Annotated in this window: 10 protein-coding genes, 1 other RNA gene and 7 pseudogenes; 3 read left to right on the forward strand and 15 right to left on the reverse strand. The window is 57.7% G+C overall.

Annotated elements, in window-relative coordinates:
• Positions 1–31 precede the first annotated feature (31 nt).
• The 10 genes and pseudogenes from SOPEG_RS12760 to sufA all read right to left on the reverse strand — a co-directional run bounded on the left by SOPEG_RS12760 (position 32) and on the right by sufA (position 10,779).
• Positions 32–1,240 carry an IS256-like element ISSoEn2 family transposase gene (locus tag SOPEG_RS12760; protein WP_025245635.1) on the reverse strand — a complete coding sequence of 403 codons (1,209 nt, stop codon included), beginning with the start codon at positions 1,238–1,240 and terminating at the stop codon, positions 32–34.
• A 208-nt stretch (positions 1,241–1,448) separates the two neighbouring features.
• A pseudogene (gene istB, locus SOPEG_RS12765) lies at positions 1,449–2,199 on the reverse strand (IS21-like element ISSoEn3 family helper ATPase IstB).
• A gap of 11 nt (positions 2,200–2,210) precedes the next feature.
• Positions 2,211–3,761 (reverse strand): IS21-like element ISSoEn3 family transposase, encoded by a 1,551-nt coding sequence (gene istA, locus SOPEG_RS12770; RefSeq protein WP_051419684.1) that lies wholly within the window; start codon positions 3,759–3,761, stop codon positions 2,211–2,213.
• Between the two features lie 179 nt (positions 3,762–3,940).
• Positions 3,941–4,687, reverse strand: a pseudogene (locus SOPEG_RS12775) (L,D-transpeptidase family protein); the annotation flags it as partial.
• Between the two features lie 467 nt (positions 4,688–5,154).
• Positions 5,155–5,571, reverse strand: coding sequence for a cysteine desulfuration protein SufE (sufE, locus tag SOPEG_RS12780; protein WP_025245638.1), 417 nt, complete (start codon positions 5,569–5,571; stop codon positions 5,155–5,157).
• 24 nt (positions 5,572–5,595) lie between these two features.
• Entirely contained in the window at positions 5,596–6,819 is a 1,224-nt protein-coding gene (sufS, locus tag SOPEG_RS12785; protein ID WP_025245639.1) for a cysteine desulfurase SufS, read from the reverse strand.
• Entirely contained in the window at positions 6,816–8,102 is a 1,287-nt protein-coding gene (gene sufD / locus SOPEG_RS12790) for a Fe-S cluster assembly protein SufD (RefSeq protein WP_025245640.1), read from the reverse strand. The genes sufS and sufD overlap by 4 nt, the downstream gene beginning before the upstream one ends.
• Positions 8,077–8,823, reverse strand: a complete 747-nt coding sequence (sufC, locus tag SOPEG_RS12795; protein ID WP_025245641.1) for a Fe-S cluster assembly ATPase SufC — start codon at positions 8,821–8,823, stop codon at positions 8,077–8,079. Before sufC ends, sufD begins: the two co-directional genes overlap by 26 nt.
• Before the next feature lie 62 nt (positions 8,824–8,885).
• Positions 8,886–10,391 carry a Fe-S cluster assembly protein SufB gene (sufB, locus tag SOPEG_RS12800; RefSeq protein ID WP_025245642.1) on the reverse strand — a complete coding sequence of 502 codons (1,506 nt, stop codon included), beginning with the start codon at positions 10,389–10,391 and terminating at the stop codon, positions 8,886–8,888.
• 13 nt (positions 10,392–10,404) lie between these two features.
• Positions 10,405–10,779 (reverse strand): Fe-S cluster assembly scaffold SufA, encoded by a 375-nt coding sequence (gene sufA, locus SOPEG_RS12805; protein WP_025245643.1) that lies wholly within the window; start codon positions 10,777–10,779, stop codon positions 10,405–10,407.
• Between the two features lie 893 nt (positions 10,780–11,672).
• Here sufA and SOPEG_RS23020 point away from each other — a divergent pair.
• Positions 11,673–11,984, forward strand: coding sequence for an MFS transporter (locus SOPEG_RS23020; RefSeq protein WP_148297071.1), 312 nt, complete (start codon positions 11,673–11,675; stop codon positions 11,982–11,984).
• Positions 11,985–12,337: 353 nt separating this feature from the next.
• On the opposite strand, the pseudogene SOPEG_RS29610 reads toward SOPEG_RS23020, so the two are convergent.
• Together SOPEG_RS29610 and ydiJ are read right to left on the reverse strand one after the other, a co-directional pair.
• Positions 12,338–12,516: pseudogene (locus SOPEG_RS29610) on the reverse strand (hotdog fold thioesterase); the annotation flags it as partial.
• Positions 12,513–15,427: pseudogene (ydiJ, locus tag SOPEG_RS12815) on the reverse strand (D-2-hydroxyglutarate dehydrogenase YdiJ). The pseudogenes ydiJ and SOPEG_RS29610, both read right to left, overlap by 4 nt.
• A gap of 274 nt (positions 15,428–15,701) precedes the next feature.
• On the opposite strand from ydiJ, the gene ydiK reads away from it, so the two are divergent.
• Entirely contained in the window at positions 15,702–16,802 is a 1,101-nt protein-coding gene (ydiK, locus tag SOPEG_RS12825) for an AI-2E family transporter YdiK (RefSeq protein ID WP_025245646.1), read from the forward strand.
• 186 nt (positions 16,803–16,988) lie between these two features.
• An RNA gene (gene rprA, locus SOPEG_RS24820) (antisense sRNA RprA) lies at positions 16,989–17,093 on the forward strand.
• Between the two features lie 107 nt (positions 17,094–17,200).
• On the opposite strand, the pseudogene ppsA reads toward rprA, so the two are convergent.
• The 3 pseudogenes from ppsA to SOPEG_RS12845 all read right to left on the reverse strand — a co-directional run.
• Positions 17,201–18,814 (reverse strand): annotated as a pseudogene (ppsA, locus tag SOPEG_RS12830) (phosphoenolpyruvate synthase); the annotation flags it as partial.
• Between the two features lie 53 nt (positions 18,815–18,867).
• Positions 18,868–19,800, reverse strand: a pseudogene (locus SOPEG_RS24825) (IS5 family transposase).
• 76 nt (positions 19,801–19,876) lie between these two features.
• A pseudogene (locus SOPEG_RS12845) lies at positions 19,877–20,655 on the reverse strand (PEP/pyruvate-binding domain-containing protein); the annotation flags it as partial.
• Positions 20,656–20,718: the final 63 nt, after the last annotated feature.

The following is a 20,718-nucleotide window of genomic DNA, read 5'->3' on the forward strand; positions in this document are numbered from 1 at the left end:
CCTGTACACGATTCTGTGTAAATGCCTTTTCTCAGAAGTGACCGTCCAAGCGGTCACCGAACTCGATAATAAAGCGGCTCATTGCCATGCGCCAGTCCCTCAAAGGCATTGTCCATTTCTGTGAGGCCGCCTGTATCGCCAGCCACACCACCTTTTTCACTGCGTCGTCGGTCGGGAACACCTTGCGCTTTTTGATGGCATGCCGGATCACGCTGTTTAACGACTCGATGGCGTTGGTCGTGTAGATCACCTTGCGGATGTCCGTTGGGTAGGCAAAGAACGTGGCCAGATTGGCCCAGTTTGCCTGCCAGCTTCGACTTATTTGCGGGTAGCGGATGTCCCAGGCACTGGAGAACGCTTCCAGCGCCTGCAAGCCGGCTTCTTCCGTAGGGGCCTGATAGATAGCTTTCAGGTCGCGGGTGACGGCCTTGTAGTCCTTCCAGGAGACGAACCGCAGGCTGTTGCGCACCATATGTACGATACACAGCTGGAGCCGCGCCTCCGGATACACCGCGTTAATAGCGTCAGGGAAACCTTTCAGCCCGTCTACGCAGGCGATAAGGATATCGTTCAGGCCGCGGTTTTTCAGCTCTGTCAGCACGTTCAGCCAGAACTTTGCGCCTTCATTTTCGGCCAGCCACATACCTAGCAACTCTTTCTGGCCTTCGATGTTGATGCCCAGCGCCAGGAACACAGATTTGTTGATGATGCGGCTGTCCTGCCGGACTTTTAGAACGATACAATCAAGATAAACAATGGGATAGACTGCATCCAGAGGCCGGTTTTGCCATTCGACAACCTGCTCCATGACCGCATCGGTGACCTTTGAGACCAGAGCCGGCGAGACAGCGGCGTCATACAGCTCTTTGAACGCGGCGGCGATCTCGCGGGTGGTCATCCCTTTGGCGTACAACGATAAAATCTGGTTATCCATCCCGGTAATCCGGGTCTGGTTCTTCTTCACCAGTTGCGGTTCAAAGGAACCGTCACGATCGCGCGGAGTACGCAGCGCCAGCGGGCCATCGCCAGTGGTAACGGTTTTTGTGGAATAGCCGTTGCGGGCGTTGGTCCCCGGTTTAGGCTGATTTTTATCGTAGCCGAGGTGATGGGTCATTTCAGCATTGAGAGCTGCTTCGACGCTGATTTTTTTCAGCAGCCGATCGAAGTGACTGAGATCTTCAGGGGTTTTGAGATTTTTGGCCAGTTCGTTAGCCAGAGCCTGCAACTGTTTTTCGTCCATAAATTAACCTGTTTTTGATGTTGGCTTGAACATATCAAAATCAGGCAAATACACAAATTTCTAAACAGGCTCTGTTGGATTGAACATATGCAGATTCCGACGTATCCGATCAGCTGTTCCGGCGACATCCGATCAGTTATTCCGATATTTTCCGATCACCCATTCCAGTGATATTCGATCACGTGTTCGCACATCTTCTGACTCGGGTTTAGTCTATTTTTTCTGTGCTGGCTACTCCTTGCTCTTTGCGTAGTGATTCGCCTTTAAGTTCCAGTCTATAGCTGGGGTGTACTAACCGATCGAGTAACGCGTCAGCTGTCGTGGGGTTTTCTATCAGTCCATACCATTTTTTCACCGGCAGTTGACTGATCAGGATGCTGCTGCTTTTGTCGTAGCGATCTTCCATCATCTCCAACAGCATCGTTGCCTGCATCGGACTTATTGATTCTAGGCCCACGTCGTCCAAAATCAGTAACTCTATTTTTTTCTAACTGCTTAAGCTGTTTTAGATAGGTCCCGTCTACCTGACACTGGTGAAGATGGGCCAGCAACCGACCCACTCGCCAGTAACGCACGCTATATTGCTGCCGGCATGCCTGCTCACCAAGCGCACAACTGAGCCAGGTTTTGCCCGTACCTGTCGGCCCCGTGATGAGTATGCTTTTCTGATATTTCAGATATTGTCCCCCTAGCAGATCTCGCATCTGTTCCGGTGTCACTCCTCGGCTAGGGATATAACGGATATCTTCCGGTTTTGCCTGCAAGCGCATTTGCGATTGCCGTCGCAGACGGCATATGTGGTTGTTTTTTCTATGCAAATTTTCCGCTTCTACCATCAGTGACAACCGCTCCTCGAACCCCAGCTCCCCATAACTCCCCGGGAGTTCGCGTTGCGTCTCCAACGCCTGGACCATTGCCGACAACTTCAGCTCTCGCAGAGCCATTAACAGTGTATCCATATTTATTCTCCTTAGTGATAACTGTCCGGACCTCGGAGGTTTTCGTGAACCAGCATTGATACGCCGGCTCCGTCCTGGGTGACCTCACTTTCACGACCGTGTTTCAATACGTTGGCTATGAAAGAGCGGTTAATGCACCCTTTCTCCAACGCCAGCGCGCAGGCCTTCTCCAGTCGCGTCGTCTCATAGCGCCGTTGCAGATTGAGTAGCCCCAGCACGGAGCGGTAAGCCTGCTCCGGATGGGCTTTGCTCTTTTGGATGGACTCGACCACTTTCAGTGTGCACACACCCACCGACAGCGCCCAACTGCACAGCCTTTCCGGCGTCCACTGACTCTGCCCCTTATGGTTAGCCGGCATGTGCGCCGCCTGAGTCGTGTGCCTATAGGCGTTATCGCTGCGAGGGTGCGTAGCCACGCAGACGCCCTTATGGTGGATTTGCACCAGCCATTGGGTGGCGATGACGTCAACGCGCTCGCCAACCAGCGGATGCGGCACCGAGTACCAGTTTTTGCCGTAGTCTATGTGGTAATCAGGTCCCACTCGGGCAACGAGATACTCACTGTATTCCCATTGTGTGGGCGGTAGAGGCCCAAGAGCCGGTTTGTCCAGCTGCTCGAAGCGTTCAAGGCGACTTTGTCCGCCGTAATGACGCATCGGGCGCAGATTCAACTCATGATTGAGTTCTCGTATCACCTGGTTGAGTTCGGCCAGCGAGTAGAACCTACGTTTACGCAACCGGGCCAAAACCCAGCGTTCTACCAGCTGCACAGTTGATTCTGCCTTCGCCTTGTCTTTCGGTTTTCTCGGGCGCGCCGGTAGCACCACTGTCTCATAGTGATTTGCCAGCGCCTGGTAGCTCTGGTTTATGACCGGCTCATAGCGGTCAGGGGTGCTGACAGCGCTGCGCAGATTATCAGGTATCATCAGCTCCGGAACCCCACCCATGAAGTGCAGGCAGCGGCTATTGGCGTTGAGCCACGATGCCATGTCCTGGCCTTCGCAGGCTTCGATATACGCATAGCCTGACACGCCCATGGCAGCGACGAAGATAGCGACCTGGCGTACGCTACCGGTCGCAGGGTTGACGATAGGTACGGTGGGGCCACAGAAGTCGATGAAGAGCTTTTCTCCAGCCTTGTGCTTCATGCGCATGGAACGCCGCTGCTTCTTTTTCCAGTCACGGAACAGTGCACAAAACTGTGAGTAACCGAGGGCATCACCGCCCACGGCGGACTGATATTCCATCCAGAGCAGCTGCTTGGTCATGCCCTTGCGGCTTAACTCGGTATCGATATCAAGCCAGCTGGGTAAGGTATTGATAACTTTTCTGGATTTGCCGGGATAGAGCAGGCGGTCGAGGTCGACGGGGGACAGTTCCGCCGGCAATGGCCAGACCAGGTTAGCTACCGTGAATCGGCCGAGGATATCGTGCACGGTAGTACAGCCTATGCCGAGCGCTGCTGCGATAGTGCGATTCGAGCGACGCTGCTCGAATTTCATACGTAAGACATTAATATAGATGCACATTTCCGTTCTCGCTTTCTTCTTTTTACGTGCCATGCCATGCCCTCGGAAGCTAAAAGTCTCCAGAGTATGGCGGAACAGAAGATGAGCGATCGGACAGAATCGGAATCGCTGATCGGGCGACCGGAATCAGTGATCGGGTGAAATCGGAATCAGTGATCGGATGTGACCGGAACCAGCAACATATCAAAATCAGGCAAATACACAAATTTCTAAACAGGCTCCAGCACTTCCACATAACGCTTGCCGTCAGGCTCTACCGCCACTTTCACCGGTTCATTAATCACCTGTACGCGAGTGCCCACCGACACGCTATTGATCAACGCTTCGATATCGTCGGGGCGTAAGCGGATACAGCCAGAGCTGACCCGCATACCGATGCCGAAATTGGCGTTAGTGCCGTGAATAAGATAGGTGCCGGTACCGGCCGCCAACCGCAATGCATACAGCCCCATCGGGTTTTTCGGCCCCGCCGGCACCACCGCGGGCAGCGTAATACCCTGCTCTTTGAGATAAATTTTGCGGATGTTGGCGGTTGGCGTCCAGGTCGGGTTGGGAATTTTTTGGCTGATTGACGTCACCATAACCGGCGTGTTGCGCTCCAGTTGGCCGATACCGATGGGGTAAACAATCACCGTGTTTTCCCCTTTCGGGTAGTAATAGAGCCGTAATTCGGCGAGGTTGATAACGATGCCCTTGCGCGGCGTGTCGGGCAACAGCATTTGGCTGGGAATGGTCAACACCGTTCCCGGTCGCGGCAGCCAGGGGTCGGTGCCCGGATTGGCCTCCAGCATCGCCAGCAGGCCGATCTTATATTTGTCGGCAATCGCCTCCAGCGAACCGCCATCCTACATCACGATGTGGGTCGTATTTTCGCCGATGAGGCGGCTATTGTCCGGCGGCAGCGGATAGACGGTGGCGTCGGCCGCGTTAATCGCACTAGCCAGCACGGCGGCCAGCATCCACGCCAGCCTGTTGGTGATATTTAGCATAAGCGATCCTGGGTCAGTAACCTGCGAAGCGGCGCGACGGTGTGCCGTGATGAAACACGGCCGATGGGCGCCAGGCCTCAGTGTAACAAATGAACGACCTGCGCCGCGATGCAGCGAAGTCCGAAAGCGCGACGGCACAGGTCGCTGCAGCGCATGAAAACGGGCGCGAGCATCCCGCCGCGAGAACAACGACTTATGAGAACGGGCGAAGGACATGACCCGAACAGAGAGGAGCCCGGCGTGAGAAGGGGTGGAATAGAGGGCCGGTAAAGCGAGTCGCTCGCCAGAACGGGCGGAACAATTCAGGTTGCCCCAAGGGGATAGGAAAAAAGCACGTCGCCCGCCGCGCCCGCTACGCCGTAAAAGGCGCATCGGGCCGAGCGGGGACACCAAGCCACCTTGCGGCCACGCCGTCTCGGCAGGGACGGCGCAAGCGGTTAGGGCTGCGCGGTGGCTTGGGCGCGAATACCCCGCACCATGGCCTCCAGCCCCTGCGACCGGGACGGCGTCAGGTGCTGAGTGAGCGCCAGGCTGTCGAAAAAAGGCCGCACGTCGTAGGTAACGATTTCCGCCGGCGTCATGCCCTGATAGAGAATAAACACCATCGCGATGAGGCCCTTAACAATCGCGGCATCGCTGTCGCCGTACAGCTGGACGTGGCCATTGTCATCAGCCGCCATAACGATCCACACCTGACTTTGGCAGCCGGCGATAAGATGATCCGCGGTGCGCATGCCCGCCGGCAGGGGCGGTAAATGGCCGCCCAGCTCGATAATATACAGGTACTTCTCTTCCCAATTGCCGCAGCGGGAAAAATTGCGCAGCAATTTATCTTTATCAGGCAGATTCGCCATCGTTACTCGCTCCCTGTTTGGCAATCAGCCCAGCAAACGCTGCACCCGCACGAGACCGGCCACCAGCCGGTCAATATCGTCGCGGTCAGTGTACATCGCAAGGGACGCACGGCACATACTGGCCACCCGGAAATACGCCATCAGCGGCATGGCGCAATGGTGGCCGGTGCGGATGGCGATGCCGTACTGGTCAAGAAAACTGCCAACATCATAGGCATGATGCTGCCCCAAATTAAAAGCGATGACGCCGGTGCGATCGGCGGGCCCGTACAGCGTCAGGTTCGACACCTGCTGTAGCGCTTCGAGGGTATAGCGCATCAGCTCATGCGCGTAGGCCTGAATATTGTCAAGCCCCACTTGCTCAACGTAGTCGATGGCGGCGCCCAGCCCCATCATCCCGGCGGTATGGGGCGAACCTGCCTCGAAACGCCAGGGCGCATCATTAAAGGTGGTGCCCTCAGTCAAGCTGACGGTGCGGATCATGGAGCCACCGCCTTCCCATGGCGGCATGGCGTCCAGCAGCGCTTTTTTAGCGTAGAGGATACCAATGCCCGAGGGGCCGTAGAGCTTGTGCCCTGAGAACACATAAAAATCGCAGTCCAGCGCCTGCACGTCCACCTTCTGATGCATGATGCCCTGCGCGCCGTCGACCAACACCACCGCGTCGCTCGCCGCGCGCACCTGGGCGATAAGTTCCGGCAGCGGATTGCGGGTGCCGAGCACATTGGATACCTGGGTGACGGCGAACAGACGGGTACGCTCGTCAATCAATGCCGGCAGTCGGGCAATGTCGAGGGTACCGTCGGGCAGCAGCGGGAAGTAGCGCAGCAACAGCTGCTTTTCCTCGGCTAGCATTTGCCAGGGAACAATATTGGTGTGATGTTCCATCTCGGTGATGACAATATTGTCGCCGGGCCGCAGATTGTGCCGTCCCCAGCTGTTGGCCACCAGATTGATGCCCTCGGTGGTGCCTTTAACGAAAACAATTTCGTCCGCAAGCGCGGCGTTAATAAAGCGCGCCACCTGTTGCCGCACGTTCTCCATGCGGGTCGTGGCTTCACTGCTTAGTGTATGAATACCGCGGTGTACCGCGGCGTATCCCTGGCGATAGTAGTCGCTTTCACAATCGATGACGGTGTTAGGCTTTTGCGCACTCGCCGCGCTGTCGAGATAGGTCAGCGGCCGGTCGTTCACCTGCCGCGCCAGAATAGGAAAATCAGACCGGATTCGCGCAATGGGATAGGTCATGCCGCCACCCCCTGTAAAGCATCGGCGATACGCGCCAGCACCGTGTCGCGCACCCCATCGTGGCCAATCGCTTCCGTCACTTCCGCGACGAAAGCATAAATTATCATCTGCTGGGCGTCCTCATGAGTGATACCGCGCGAACGCAGATAGAACATCTGCTCCTGGTCGATCCGGCCGACGGTGGCGCCATGGCTGCATTTCACATCATCGGCGTAAATTTCCAGCTGAGGCTTGGTATCCACCTCGGCCAGACGGTCGAGCAACAGGTTGTTATTGGTCATCTGACCATCGGTCTTGAGAGCATGTTTCGCCACCTTAATCAGGCCGTTGAAGACGCCTTTACCGCTGTCGCGGGCGATCACCTTATGCAACTGGCGGCTCAGGCAATAGCCTTTATTGTGTTCAAGGTAGGTGCGGGTATCGCTGACATCCTGCCCCGACGGCAGCAGCAAACTGTTGATCACCAAATCGGACCCTTCGCCATTCAGCTGCGCGCTGGTCTGATGCCGGGTCAAGCCGGCGCCGAGAATAAACGTACTGCTGCGCACCACCGCATCGCGGCCCACGCTGATATCGTTATGGCCGAAGTGGTAGCTGGCGCGGCTTTCAAAGGCCAGTTTGATATGGCTCAGGTGCGCGTTGTCGCCGACCACCATTGAGGTGCGCGCGCCACTGAAATGCCTTTGGGCGTTCATGCTGACGAAATGTTCAATCACCTGACCCTGCGCGCCGGCCCCGATATCGAGATGGTGGCGGTAGTGCAGCGTATTCAGCGTTTCCTGATCCTCGTTGCCTTGGCTGATGTGCAGCAAATAAAACGGGCGCGCCGCCGCCTTGCCCGCCGGCAGGCGAATGCGGGTGGTTTCCTGGCTCAGACTTTCGGTCAGATGCAAGAACACCTCCGGCTGGATCGGCGCGGGCAGCGACCGCCTGGCGGCGCCCTGCTCCACCTCGACATGCCATAGGCCGGTGTCGCTGTCGCTCAGCGCCGGGGCGAAACGGCCATCGACAAACACCAGACGGCAGGCGTCCAGGCCCAGGCTCAGCGCATCACGGTCAGCGGCGGAAACCGCGCGGGCGGCGGCGGGAGCAAAACGATGCGCCAACAGCCCGTCGAGCGGGGTGTATTTCCAATGTTCGTGTTGGCGGGTGGGTAGCCCCAGGCGTTCAACGTCCTGCCAATGGGCATAGGCCTCGGCGGAGCGCGCCGCGCTCTGGCCGGCAAACAATTGGTGCCACTGTGTCAGCGCACGGGCATTACTGTTGTTCGGTAAGCCAGCCATAGCCTTGCTCCTCAAGCTGTTTCACCAGGGAAAAATCACCGGATTTTACAATGCGGCCCTGATACAGCACATGAACGTGGTCGGGTTGGATGTAGTCCAGAATACGCTGATAATGCGTGACGATAATAAAGGAACGTTTGCCGTCGCGCAGGGTATTGACGCCGTGGGCGACAATTTTCAGCGCATCAATATCCAGACCGGAGTCGGTTTCGTCCAGGATGCACAAATCCGGCTCCAGGGCCGCCATTTGCAAGATATCGTTACGTTTTTTCTCACCGCCGGAGAAGCCCACGTTAACCGACCGGGTCAGCAGGTCGGCCGGCATTTTCAGCAGTTCAATCTTGGCTTCGATGAAATCGGCGAAATCAAAGCGGTCCAGCGGCGGCTGCTCGCGGTATTTACGCACGGCATTCACCGCCGTTTGCAGGAAAAACTGGTTGCTGACCCCCGGGATTTCCACCGGGTATTGAAACGCCATGAACACGCCTTCCCCTGCGCGCTCTTCCAGCTCCAGCGCCAGCAAATCGCGGCCTTTGAACAAGACCTCCCCGGTGGTGACGTCATAGTCTTCGCGCCCGGCAAGCGTCGCTGACAGGGTACTTTTCCCAGAGCCGTTCGGGCCCATGATGGCATGAACCTCACCGGGTTTTACTTCCAGGCTCAGTCCCTTGAGAATGGCGTTGTCTTCCACGCTGACGTTCAAATCTTTAATCGATAACATGTTTCATTTTTCCTTTACCCGGCCTGTTGCGACGTTCGGGCAGCAAACGCGGTAGCGCAGCCTCAGCCCACGCTGTGTTCGAGGCTGATAGCCAGTAATTTTTGTGCTTCCACGGCAAACTCCAGCGGCAGTTCGGAGAACACGTCTTTGCAAAAGCCATTAACGATCATCGAAATCGCATCATCTTCGCTGATGCCGCGCTGGCGGCAGTAAAACAGCTGATCCTCGCCGATACGCGACGTGGTGGCCTCGTGCTCCAACTGGGCGGTGTTGTTGCGCGCCTCCACATAAGGGAACGTGTGGGCGCCACATTCGCTGCCGATGAGCATGGAGTCACACTGGGTGAAGTTACGCGCGTTGGTGGCGGTCGGCATGATCTTCACCAGCCCGCGATAGGTGTTTTCACTCTGACCGGCCGAAATCCCCTTTGAGATAATCGTGGAGCGGGTATTCTTGCCGATGTGGATCATCTTGGTGCCGGTATCCGCCTGCTGGCGCCCGTTGGTCAGCGCCACCGAAAAGAATTCCCCCACCGAATTGTCGCCGCGCAGAATCACGCTCGGGTACTTCCAGGTAATGGCCGAGCCGGTTTCGGATTGCGTCCAGGACATTTTGGCATTTTCGTCCGCGCACAGCGCGCGCTTGGTGACGAAGTTGAGAATCCCGCCCTCGGCCTCGCTGCCGGCAAACCAGTTTTGCACCGTGGAATACTTCACTTCCGCATCTTTTAGCACGATAACTTCCACCACGGCCGCATGCAGCTGGTAGCTGTCGCGCACCGGCGCCGAGCAGCCTTCGATGTAGCTGACATAGCTGCCTTCATCGGCGATAAGAATGGTACGTTCAAACTGACCGGTTTTGGCGGCGTTAATGCGGAAATAGGTCGACAGCTCCATCGGACAGCGCACGCCTTTCGGCACATAAACGAAGGTGCCGTCGGAGGCGACCGCCGAGTTGAGCGCGGCGAAGAAGTTGTCGTTGGCCGGCACCACGCTGCCCAGATATTGGCGCACCAGTTCCGGGTGTTCATGAATCGCTTCGCCAAAGGAGCAGAAAATAATGCCCTGCTCCGCCAGCTTATGGCGATAAGTGGTGGAAACCGACACCGAATCGAAAATAGCATCCACCGCGACCTCGCTGCCTTCGCGCACCGGCACGCCCAGCTGGTTGAACGCCTGTTCCACTTCATCGGTCAGATAGTTCTTCGCCCCTTCCGCCCCGGATTGCTGCGTGGCGCCGGGCTGCGACCCGCAGGTATCGTCGCAGGCGCCGCAGGACGGCGCGGAATAATAGCTGTAATCGTTATAGTCAAGCGGCTTGTAGTAGGCTTTCAGCCAGTGCGGCTCGTCCATTTCCAGCCAGGCGCGATAGGCATTAAGACGAAACTCCAGCATCCACTCCGGTTCATCGCGTTTCGCCGAGATGGCGCGCACCACGTCTTCGCTGATGCCGTGCGCCAGTTCTTCGGTTGCCAGTTGGGTAAAGAAGCCTTCTTTATATCGCTCGCTTTTCACCCAGGGTTGAGTCGCGTCAATCGCCTCAGGGGTGTCAGTATTGCTTCGTGCCATAATGATTCATCGCTCACAGGCCAAAACTTTCGCCGCACCCGCAGACGTGCTGAGCTTTGGGATTGTTAAATTTAAACACGTGGTTCAGGCCTTCCTGAACGTAGTCCAGTTCCGTGCCGTCGATGAAAGGCATCGCTTTCAGCGGCACATATAATCTGGCGCCGTCATGCTCGTAAACCCGGTCGCTGTCCTCAGACTGCGTGGCCTTTTCCACCACATAGCCGAAGCCCGCGCAGCCGGACTGTTTCACGCTTAGCCGCAACCCCAGCATGGCGGGGTCGTTTTCCACCAGGCGCCGGATCTGATGGGCGGCGGAATCGGTTATCGTCAGGCCGCGCCAGATATTCTCCTCAAGGGAGAACGTCTCAACCTTATTGTCTACTTGCATCAGGTTTACCTCATGACGTTACAAGGTGATACTCGGAAAACCCGCCTATGTTAAAGAGTTGTATTTTCTCTCCAACCTTGACCTTTATAGGGGAATAGGCCGTTTTTACAGGAAAGGGATGCAACTACCGCCGGCAAATGCCGTTTTCATCCGCTAATACCCTGATTTTCCGTATGTATGAAAAGAAAGGACCGTTTTTTTAATACTAAAACTTTCTGCCCCGTGACTAAAGCGAATATTCATAGAAATAAACTATTTTTATGACAGGCGAAAAAATAATTCGTCATTTTCGCTCAGCAAATAGCCAATGGGGAAATAACCCTAAAATGTGACGGAAATAAGCGCAGCGGCGTGTTGTCTTTATTTGATAATAATTATCATTAACGTAACTGGTCGTCGATGACGCCCTATTAATTACCGCACCCTGTGTCGCGTTTTCTCTGAGTCTCGCGTATTGATAACAATTATATCACAAAAGCGTCGCCGACTGCAGGCTCTTCTGTGCCTCGCCGGCGCGGAGACATTTTTGTTTCCCCTGACGCGGGCGATAGCGCTATGCTGTAGCCCTGGCTTTTTCCCGCTGGATCCTGCTATGCCCACGTCCGACCGCCCCGCCGCGTCCCTGACGGCACCGGAGTTGAATAAGCGCATTATCCCCATCGTTTTTTTCACTTTTATATGCTATTTGACCATTGGCATCCCGCTGGCCATTTTGCCGGGGTTCACCCACACAACCCTGGGGTTCAGTCCGCTGATAGCCGGTATCGCCATCAGCGTGCAGTATTTCAGCACGCTGGCCAGCCGCCCCTATGCCGGCCACTGCGCCGACCTGCTGGGGGCGAATTGTTCTTATTGGCCTGCTGTGCTGCGCCCTGAGCGGCGCCTGCTATCTGTTGGCCCGCGCCACCAGCGTCGATCCGGCGCTAAGCCTCGGCTGTCTTTTTGCCGGCCGGCTGCTGCTGGGCGTGGGCGAAAGCTTCGCCAGCACCGGGTCCATGCTGTGGGGGATTGGCGCGGTGGGCCAGCGACATACCGGCCGGGTTATCTCCTGGAACAGCGTGGCCACCTACAGCGCCATCGCCATTGGCGCACCGCTGGGCGTGTTTCTCAATAGCCTCGGCGGCCTGGCGCTGGCGGGCGGTTTTATCCTGCTGGCCGGCGTCTGCGCCTGGGGGGGGGGGGCGCGTTGCGCCGCCCCGCGGTGAGCGTGAGCACCGGCAAGCGCATTCCATTTACCGCCGTGGTGGGCAAAGTCTGGCTGTTTGGCCTGGTGCTGGGGCTTGGCACGCTCGGATTTGGCGTCATCGTCAGCTTCATCACCCTTTACTACGCGGACCGCGGCTGGCAGGGCGCCGCCTTCGCCCTGACGCTGATGAGCTGCGCCTTTGTCGGCGTACGGCTGGTGTTAGGCAATGTCATTAGCCGTTTCGGCGGTCGTCGGGTGGCGCTACTGTCCTTCGTGGTTGAAACCGCGGGGCTGGTGCTGCTGTGGGCGGCGCCGGCTTTTCGCTGGTGTTTCCAGCCCTGTGGGGTAGAAGCAATGAAACAGGTGCCGGCACAGAACCAGGGCACCGCCGTGGAGTATGCCGAACGGCTGGCGAGTGCGTTCATCCACCGGCATGACCGCCTCCAGCTCGTCCTCCTCCAGCCGGGTGTAGCGAATGCCCAGATAGCCTATCATGCACCCTGCGCCACCTGGTTGAGTCTTTCCAGCGACGGCGTACACGTCCAAATCATGCGATAATCTCCAAAAGCGCCTGCAGCGGATGGCGGATACCTTCACCCTGGATACGCTTAACCTGGCTGCGGCAGGAATAACCGGTCGCCAGACAGCGGCCACGCGGCAGCTGTGCAAGTTGCTGTTGCCATGACAGCGCATAAATACCCCGCGAATGGGCGTAATTCGCGCTCTCGTGTCCATAGGTGCCCGCCATGCCGCAGCAGCCAACGCTGACCGGCTCCAGTCGGGCGCCGTAACGGGCGAAAATATCGCGCCATTGCCGGGCGCTTGCCGGCAGCTACGTGGCCTCGGTGCAGTGGCCGAACAGATACCATGGCGCCTGCGCCGGATCGCCCCCCACCATCGGCAGCTCCAGCCGCGCGATGCGGTTGAGAAAATCGGCGGTGCGTTGGGCGGTCCGCGCGAAACGGCGCAAAAAACCTTTGATATGCTGCGCTTTCCCGTTGGGGGAAAACGGCAACAATACCGGTATGCGGCCCAGTTTAACCACCAGGCGGACAAAATCCGCCACCACGCGCGCGTCATAATAGCTGGTAAACGGATCCTGAACGATAAGCACGTGCGCCTGGCGCTGGTCAACGCTCATGCGCTCCAACTGCTCAAGCGTCGGGGCCGCGGCGAGCACGTCCGCCACCTGACGGCGCAACGAGGGCTGTGCGACAGCAGCGGCACATCCACCATCCCCACGGCCCGTTCGCCAAGGGTGCGCAGCAACGGCCAGCGCAGAAAGAAATTGAACGTCGCCGGCGCCCGGGCCATGACCGGGGCGTACCCCTCCACGCCGGCCACCAGGTAATCACGCACCGGGCGCAGATACCGGCTATGGTAAAGCTGCAGGAAGCGGGCGCGAAAGCCCGGCGCATCGATTTTAATGGGACCCTGGCTTGAGCACGCTTTATAGGCCAGGCAGCCGGACATTGCCGTTTTCACCTCGTGGGAAAAATCGTACTCGCCGCGCCCGCCAGCTGTTGCCCACCCGCGCAGCGTGGCGATACCGCGCGGCAATGCCTGCTCCAACTGGAGCGGATCAACGCCCTGCTGCGCCAGCCGCCGCAGCCATTCGCGCACCAGCGTCGCCCGCCCCTTCGGCGAATGGATGCGGTTGGCGGTGATTTTCATCGAAGGACACATGGGGCTCAGGGTGTCGAAGTTAAAGCATAACCCGTTGCCGTTGCACTCCATTGCACCGCGCCAGGCGCCGCGCACCGCCACCGGGATCTGCCGATCGAAGGTGCCGCGTTTGACGGCGTCCACCGTCAGCATCGGCGCATCGGTTGCCAGCGGCAGGCAGATTTTACCGGGATTCAGCCGGTTGTCGGGATCGAACGCCGTTTTAATGTGGCGCAGCTCACGGTAGAGCTCATCGCCAAAAAACGCCGGGCTGTACTCGGCGCGAAATCCCTTGCCGTGCTCCCCCCAAAGCAGGCCGCCATATTTGGCGGTCAGCGCCACAATGCGATCGGAAAGCTGTTTCATGAGCACTTCTTGTGTCGGATCGCACATATCCAGCGCCGGACGCACATGCAGCACGTCGGCGTCCACATGGCCGGACATGCCGTAACTGAGCTGATGGCTATCGAACAATGCCCGGAATTCAGCGATATAATCCGCCAGATGTCGGGGCGGTACGCAGGTATCTTCGGCAAACGGGATAGGTTTTGCGGCACCTTTGCTATTGCCGAGCAACCCCACCGCTTTCTTGCGCATGGCGTAGATACGCTCGATTTCCACGGGCTGGCCGCACAGCTGGTAACCTATCACGCCGGCCTCGCCGGCGGCCATGAGACTATCCAGCCCTGCGCACAGCGTCGTCAGTTGCCCGTCTATCAGAGCGCGATCGTCACCGGCGCACTCGACGATATTGAGCCCCTGCATCGTGTGGCCAGGCACATCCTCGATGAGCTCGCGCACCGAGTCCCAGACAATATCCTCCCGGGCCAGATTAAGCACCTTGGAATCGACGGTTTCCACCGACAGCGCGTGCGCTTCCAGCATAAACGGGGCGTTGCGCTGCGCGGAATCGAAAGAATCGTATTTGACGTTCACCAAGCGGCGCACCTACGGCAGGGGCGTGATATCAAGCGTCGCCTCGGTGATGAACGCCAACGTGCCCTCGGAGCCGGTAAGGATACGCGTGAGATCAAAAGTTTGTAAATCGTCGCTGAACACATGGCGTAAATCGTAGCCGGTCAAAAAGCGGTTAAGATCCGGAAACTTTTCGACGATCAGGCCACGCTTTTGCCGGCAGCGCTCGAACACCGTGCGATAAATGTCGCCGAGGCGGCCGGGCTCGGCCGCCAGCGCCTGCGCCGCCGCGGACGGCATCGCGCGGGTATCGAGTTGTTCACCGCCCAACAACACCGCCCGCAGCCCCAGCACATGATCAGAGGTTTTGCCGTACACCAGCGATCCCTGTCCCGAGGCGTCGGTGTTGATCATCCCGCCGAGGGTGGCGCGGTTGCTGGTGGACAGTTCGGGCGAGAAGAAATAATCCAGCGGCTTAAGATAGTGATTCAACTGATCCTTCACTACCCCTGCTTCTACCCGCACCCAGCCTTGCTCGACGTTGACCTCCAAAATGCGGTTCATGTAGCGCGACATATCCACGATAACGCCGAGGTTGAGGGATTACCCGTTAGTCCCGGTGCCGCCGCCGCGCGGGGTAAACGTGAGACCGCGGTAGGCCGGCCATTTCGCCAGTCGGCCAATCAGCGCCACATCCTCGGTCGAGCGGGGAAAAATCACCGCATCGGGCAACAGCTGATAGATGCTGTTATCGGTAGCCATGGCCAGGCGGTCGGCATAAGCGGTCGCGCTATCGCCGGTGAATCCTTGGCGCGTTAACTGGGCGAGAAATTCGGTCACCACCGGGTCGACGCCCGGGGCCTGGGAAATCTTTGGAAGCATGGACGATAAACCTATTGTGTTAAAGCCTCATCAGGGCGATGACGACCCCGCCGGCTGCTGCCGAACCTGACTGTTTTATCATATTTTTTTGTCCATGCCCTACCGACAATAAAAATTCCCTCGCCCAGGCATGACCCGCGGCGTTACGCGGTGAAAGTTTTCATCCGCCTCTGTCAAAAAATGCCGATATACCTCATCATTATGCTACTAGTCCAGATTCGGCCCGCTTCCGGCCGCTTGCAACCCGTCGCTCGTATGAGGAGAAAGGTGTTTCATGAATTTCCCGCGCCCGCTACACGATTTGCCCAGAATGCTATTCAGCGTCACCTTTATCGCGCTGATGACCCTCGGCTGCTTTTGGGTGGTTCAGCCCTTTATTCTCGGCTTTTCCTGGGCATCGATGGTGGTAATAGCGACCTGGCCGCTGCTCATAAAAGTACAGCATCTGCTCTGGGGGCGGCGCTCCCTGGCGGTGGTGGTCATGACGCTGCTGCTGTTGCTGCTGTTTGTACTGCCGGTCTCGATTCTGGTGAGCAGCATCGTTGATAACAGCGCCCCGCTAGTGGCCTGGGCGTCGCAGCCGGACCGGCTGAACTTGCCCACTCTCGCCTGGCTCCAGGATGTCCCGATGGTGGGACGCAAACTCTACAGCGCCTGGCAATCGCTGATTTCCGGCGGCAGCGCCCCGTTGATGACCAAGATCCAGCCCTACATCGGCAAGGCCGCCAGCTGGCTGCTGGGCCAGGTGGCTAATTTGGGTAGCCTGCTGCTGCACTGCGGCTTAATGATTTTGTTCAGCGTATTGCTGTATTTGCGCGGCGAACGCGTGGGGATGGCGGTACGGCATTTCGCCATTCGCCTGGGGGCGGAACGCGGCGATGCCTCGGTTTTGCTGGCCGCACAGGCCATTCGCGCGGTCGCGCTCGGCGTGGTGCTGACCGCCATCGTTCAGGCCGTGCTGGGGGGGATCGGCCTGGCTATCACCGGCATCCCGCTGGCGACCGTGCTCACCGTCACCATGTTCGTGTTGTGTATCGCCCAATTGGGCCCCCTACCGGTGCTGATCCCGGCCATGATTTGGCTTTATTGGAGCGGCGACACTACCTGGGGAACCATACTGCTGGTGTGGAGCTGCGTCGTGGCGACCCTGGACAATATTCTACGGCCTATTTTCATCCACATGGGCGCCGATTTGCCGATGCTGCTGGTGCTGTGCGGCGTATTGGGCGGTTTACTGGCCTTCGGCATGATAGGCCTGTTCATCGGCCCGGTGGTACTGTCGGTATCCTGGCGTTTGGTGTTCGCCTGGATGCAAGAAGCGCCGCCGCCGGAGAAAATTGACAATCCGGAGAAACAGCTCAGGGAATTACATTAATCCCGCGTCGTCCCGGCGTGCGCCGGGACAATAATGTCCAGCCCGTGCCAACAATTATTTTTATCACCGATATTTATCGCCGCCATTATTTACCGTCACCTTTATTTCCCGCGCCGGACCGCTGTCGTTGCACGCAACTTATATAGGATGAATCTGAGTGACGTGCCGCCGGTTTATCCCTACTATGCGTGTTATTAGCTCTATGATTTAGTGATGATTTTAATGCTCCCCGGCATGACAGAATTGCTGTGTGTAGTCTTTGCCCATCTCTCATGATGGGCTTTTTTTAATAAATTTTGTGTCCAATAAAATAATGGCGCCGGTAGTAATAGACCGGCGCCGGTTATTTCGCTGCGCGTTTTTCTACGGGGCGCTAAATTCTCGCCCCGGGGGCGCCATTATTTCTTAGCCAGACTCAGCCAGGTGCTAACCACGGTATCGGGGTTGAGCGACAGACTGTCTATACCTTCCTCCATCAGCCAGGCGGAGAAGTCTTCGTGATCGGACGGCCCCTGCCCGCAGATGCCGACATATTTGCCCTGTTTTTTTGCGGCGCGGATAGCCAGCGACAGCAGCGTCTTGACCGCGTCATCACGCTCATCGAACAGCGCCGACACCAAACCGGAATCCCGGTCAAGCCCCAGGGCCAGCTGTGTCATATCGTTCGAGCCGATGGAGAAGCCGTCGAAGTGGGCAAGAAATTGCTCCGCTAACAGCGCGTTGGAGGGGATTTCGCACATCATGATCACCTTCAGCCCGTTTTCGCCCCGCTTCAAGCCCTGCCGCGCCAGCTCTTCGACCACCGCCTGCGCCTGTGCCACGGTGCGCACAAAGGGGATCATGATTTCAACATTGGTCAACCCCATTTCGTTGCGCACCCGCTTGACGGCCTCGCACTCCAGCGCAAAACAGTCGCGGAAGCTGTCGGAAACGTAGCGGCCGGCGCCGCGAAAGCCCAGCATCGGGTTCTCCTCGTCCGGCTCATAGGCCTCGCCGCCCACCAGATTCGCGTATTCATTCGACTTGAAGTCAGACAGGCGCACGATAACGCGTTTCGGCGCGAACGTCGCGCCCAGCGTGGCGATCCCTTCCGTCAGGCGGGCAATGTAGTACTCCTTCTGACTGTCGTAGCCGTGGATCATGTCGGTGATTTCGCGCTGCAGGGCCGACGTCTGATGGTCGAATTCCAGCAGCGCGCGCGGATGCACGCCTATCATGCGATTGATAATGAACTCCAGCCGCGCCAGCCCCACGCCGTCATTGGGTAGGCAGGCGAAATCAAAGGCGCGATCGGGGTTTCCCACGTTCATCATGATTTTCAGCGGCAGCGCGGGCATTTCATCGATATCCGAGCGGGCGACCTCAAAAGGCAGTATCTCCTGATAGACGTAGCCGGTGTCCCCTTCGGCGCAGGACACCGTAACCGATTGCCCGTCGCCGATGCGCTCGGTGGCGTCGCCGCAACCGACCACCGCGGGAATACCCAGCTCGCGGGCGATGATGGCCGCATGACACGTCCGCCCGCAGCGGTTGGTAACGATGGCGGCGGCCTTTTTTATAATCGGCTCCCAATCCGGATCAGTCATATCGGTCACCAGCACATCGCCCGCCTCTATCCGGTGCATCGCGCTGATATCGTGGATAATCTTAACCGGACCCGCGCCAATGCGATGGCCAATGGCGCGGCCTTCGATGATCACCTCGCCGCGGCGCTCGAGCCGGTAACGCTCCATCACCTGCCCGCGCGAGCGCACGGTTTCCGGCCACGCCTGCACAATGTAAAGCTTGCCGGTATGCCCGTCCTTGGCCCATTCGATATCCATCGGCCGCTGGTAGTGCTTCTCAATCAGCACCGCCTGACGCGCCAGATCCTGCACTTCGTCATCCGTCAGGGCAAAACGCTGGCGTAGCGCATCAGGGACCGGTTCGGTACGCACCTGTTCGCCGTGGGCCGCGCTGTCGGCATAGACCATGCGGATCTTCTTGGAGCCGAGATTGCGGCGCACCACCGCTTTGTTGAATAAATCCGAAATTTGTGACGACTTCCTCCCTATCAGGGCGATTGTTACATGATGCGGACGCTGTTTGGCATTCCTAACAGCGTGATCCGGTTAAGCGCTTTGACCATTGCCATAGCCTCACCTACCTGCGCGTCATAGTCATGCAGACTCAGATGACCACCCAGAAGTGTTTTAAACCGGAACATGGCCGTTTCAGCCAGTGAACGCCGGTGAACGCCGGTGATAACCTACTTTCTTTTTCCAGGTATCATTATTGCCGCTCAGATGCTGATTTGCCACCGCATGGTTACGCTCATGGTATCGAGCTGGCCAATATTGCGCACCACTTCGCGGTGGGATAAGCGGCTTTATTTTTTTCCTCAGCAGAGCATCATGACAGTAACGCGTATCGTAAGCACTGTCAGCCGACTCTTCCCTGATTTTCCGGTGGGTTTGGTTAATCAGCCCGGGCAGCGCCTGCGCATCTGTCGTACCGCTTAGCGATAAATAGGCACAGATAATTTCATGTGTCGCGCATCTACTGCCAGATGAAGCTTGCGCCATACTCTGCGCCTCTCAGCCCCATGCTGCCTGACTTTCCATTCGCCTTCGCCGAAGATTTTCAGGCCGGTGCCATCGATGACCAGGTGTGAGATTTCGCCGCGGGTTGGCGTTTTTATGCTGATGTCGACGGTTTTTGCTCGCCGGCTGACCAGAGAGTAATCTGGGCAGCGCAGCGACAGCCCCATCAGTTTAAAAATCGCGTCAACGAAACCCTGTAACGCCCGGAGCGAAAGGTTAAACACGCGCTTTATCATCAGAACCGTGGTAATGGCCATATCGGTGTAGTGAAGCGGCCGGCCACGATGTTCAGGCGGTGTACTCTCAGTCCATGCAGCAATGGCTGACTCATCAAACCATACTGTCATGTTCCCCCGCTGCCTGAGCGCATTGTTGTATGCGGGCCAGTTGGTGATTTTAAACTTTTGCTTTGCCATGGGGACCTGATGTTGAAACGAATGTAGTGATTCAGAGCCGCCAGTCACCTAAAAGTTCGATTTATTCAACAAAGCCGCGCACCACCGCGGGGCGGCCGGTGGCCAGCGTGGTTTGTGCACGTAGAATTCATCGGGATTGACCGCGCCCTGCACCACCATCTCCCCGAGCCCATAGGCGGCGGTAATGAACACCACCTGGTCGAAGCCCGACTCGGTATCGATGGTGAACATAACGCCGGAGGCGGCCAGGTCGGCGCGCACCATGCGTTGTACGCCCGCCGACAACGCCACGCCGCGGTGGATCGTAACCCTGATGCACCCGGTAGGAGATGGCCCGGTCGTTGAACAGCGAGGCATACACGTGTTTAATGGCGGTCATCACCGCGTCAATGCCCTGCACGTTGAGAAAGGTTTCCTGCTGACCGGCAAAGGACGCATCGGGCATATCTTCCACGGTGGCCGAGGATCGCACGGCAAACGAGGCATCGACGTCATCGGCCGACAACTGCTAATAGCAGGCGGTAATATCGGCTTCCAGACCCGGCTGAAACGGGGTGTCGATAATCCATTGCCGGATTTGGCTGCCGGCCTTGCTCAGCGCGGCGACATCATCGATATCGGTCTGGTCCAGCAGTTGATAAATCCGTTGGTTGATACCGCTTTGAGTGAGGAAATTTGAGTGAGGAAATCGTTAAATGCCTGGGCGGTGGTAGCGAATCCATTGGGCACCGATACGCCCACGGCGGACAAATAGGTAATCATCTCCCCGAGCGAGGCGTTTTTCCCGCCCACCCGGTCGACATCGTGCATACCAAGCTGGTCATACCACAGCACATTTTTCGGAAACATTGTCATTTTGCGGCATCTGGGTCATCCTTTTTAAATATGGGCACGGACATCGTGTAGGTGCATGAGCAT

Origin of the sequence: Candidatus Sodalis pierantonius str. SOPE (assembly GCF_000517405.1) — a bacterium.
GTDB lineage: Bacteria > Pseudomonadota > Gammaproteobacteria > Enterobacterales > Enterobacteriaceae > Sodalis_C > Sodalis_C pierantonii.